This window comes from Hyphomonas sp., assembly GCF_013823385.1.
In the GTDB taxonomy this organism is placed as follows: Bacteria; Pseudomonadota; Alphaproteobacteria; order Caulobacterales; family Hyphomonadaceae; genus Hyphomonas.
This window is the reverse complement of sequence record NZ_PNMA01000104.1, coordinates 1-2321: the sequence shown is the minus strand read 5'-3', so window position 1 is coordinate 2321 and position 2321 is coordinate 1. Positions and strand designations below refer to the sequence as shown.

The 2321-nt window shown below is 65.1% G+C and carries 1 protein-coding gene; it reads left to right on the top strand.

Annotated elements, in window-relative coordinates; genetic code table 11:
* The first annotated feature begins 426 nt into the window (after positions 1 to 426).
* Positions 427 to 2085, top strand: a complete 1659-nt coding sequence (locus C0456_RS20060) for an NAD+ synthase (protein WP_291056328.1) — start codon at positions 427 to 429, stop codon at positions 2083 to 2085.
* Positions 2086 to 2321 lie beyond the last annotated feature (236 nt).

Sequence of the window (2321 nt, the reverse complement as noted above, 5' to 3'; positions counted from 1 at the left end):
ATCCTCCCCACAGGAGCCGCGCCGGTACCGTTCGGTTTGTGGGAGGGTCGCCCCGGAGGATGGGGGTGGCTGGGGCTTACGGTCCAGCCACTCTCTAGGGACGTTGATCCAGGCAAGCCGGACCAAAAAGCCGGTAGAGAATCCCGACTGGCCCGCCTCTCCTTGGAGAGGTCACGAGAGTGAGGGTAAGTGGTCAAGGCCTGGCAGCGCCGAAGTCATCCCGAAACTCCGGGGGCAGCGCGGCGGGCGAGGTGCCCACACCGCAAACACTTTTTTCCTCGGGCGCCGCGGCGCCCGCCGCGCAGGCTCCACCTTGGGAGCCACCCGAACTGCCCCAAACCCGGATGGCCCTGCCAGTCCGGCCAAAGGTGCATGCCGCCTTCATCCCCTGATGACATCCCCGGCGCATCATCCTAAATGCTCATCATGAGCAATAATCTCCGCATCCTCGCCGCCCAGCTCAACCCCGTCGTGGGGGATATTCAGGGCAATCTCGCCCTCGCCCGCCAGGCCCATGCGCAGGCCCGGCAGCAGGGCGCCCATCTGCTGGTGCTGAGCGAGCATTTCCTGCTCGGCTACCCGGCCGAAGACCTGGTGCTGAAGCCGGCGGCGGTCGAGCTGTCGATGGAGGCTGTCACGGCGCTCGCGGCGGACACGAAAGACGGCCCCGCCATCCTCATCGGCACGCCCTGGCGCGAGAACGGCAAGCTGCACAACTCTGCCTGCTATCTGGAAGGCGGCGCCCTGAAGGCGCGCTATGACAAGCGGGAACTGCCCAATTACGGCGTGTTCGACGAGAAACGCCATTACCAGCCCGGCGAAGGCCCGCCGCTGATCATCACCCTGCAGGGCGTGCGCATCGGCGTCGCCATCTGCGAGGACATCTGGCTGGAGCGCGTGCCCCGGGCCACCCATGCGGCGGGCGCCGAGCTGCTGATCGTGCCCAACGCCTCGCCCTGGCGCCGGGCCATTCAGGACGAGCGCGCGGCTGCCTTCGATCGCTGGGCAGACCTGAAACTGCCCTACCTCTTCGTCAACCAGATGGGCGGGCAGGATGAACTTGTCTTTGACGGCGCCTCCTATGCGACGAATGGCACGCATGGCGAGCGCTGTGGCCTCGTCGGCCAGTTCGAGACGGGCACGGCGCTGGTCGAATTTGATCCGGCCACGAAGCAGTTCGTGGACCTCGGACAGAGCTGCGCGGCAGACCTGGAGGGCTGGCACGCCGAATACCGCGCCGCCATGCAGGGGCTCGGCGATTATGTGCGCAAGAACCGTTTTCCAGGCGTCGTGCTCGGCATGTCGGGCGGTATCGACTCGGCGATCACCGCCGCGATTGCCGCCGATGCTCTGGGGCCGGACAATGTCTGGTGCGTGATGATGCCGTCGAAATATACCAGCGACCACAGCCTTGAGGACGCCAAAGCCTGCGCGCAGGCGCTGGGCTGCCGGTATGACACGATCAACATCCATCCCGGCGTCGAGGCGCTGGACGAAATGCTGAGCGATGCCTTCACCGGCAAACAGGCCGACATCACCGAGGAGAATATCCAGTCACGCCTGCGCGCGGTGACACTGATGGCGCTGTCCAACAAGTTCGGCCAGATGGTCGTCACCACCGGCAACAAGAGCGAGATGGCGGTGGGCTATGCCACGCTCTATGGCGATATGTGCGGGGGCTACAACGCGCTGAAGGATTTCTACAAGACCGAAGTGTTCGAGCTGTCGAAATGGCGCAATGCGGTCCATCCCAAGGATGCGCTGGCCCCGGCGGGTGAAGTCATCCCGGAACGGATCATCACAAAGCCGCCCTCGGCCGAGCTGCGCGACGACCAGAAGGACGAGGATTCCCTGCCGCCTTATGAAGTTCTGGATGACATCCTGCGGGGGCTGGTGGATCTGGAGGAGGACGTTGACGACATTCTCGCGCGCGGCCATGACGCGGCCACCGTGCGGCGCATCGAACATCTCGTCTACATCGCCGAATACAAGCGCCGCCAGGCCCCGCCCGGCGTCAAGGTCGGCGGCAAGAATTTCGGCCGCGACCGGCGTTATCCGATCACCAACCGCTTCCGCGACAACTGATCGGGCCCGCCGCATAGCTGCCATCCCTGCGCAAAAGCGGGCATGACTTTTCCGTTGCGTCATGCTCTTCAGTCTGCGCGCAATCAGGGAAGGAAGCCTGCCATGTCCGACGATCGCATCCGCCATCCCGAATTCCGCCGACGCCTGATGAGCGCGGAGGACGCCGCCGGCCTCATCGCTTCGGGCACCACAGTCGGCATGAGCGGCTTCACCGGCGCGGGCTATCCCAAGGCTGT

Coding starts and splice junctions, on each gene's coding strand:
- C0456_RS20060 (WP_291056328.1), top strand. CDS start 427: ATGAGCAATAATCTCCGCATCCTCGCCGCCCAGCTCAACCCCGTCGTG.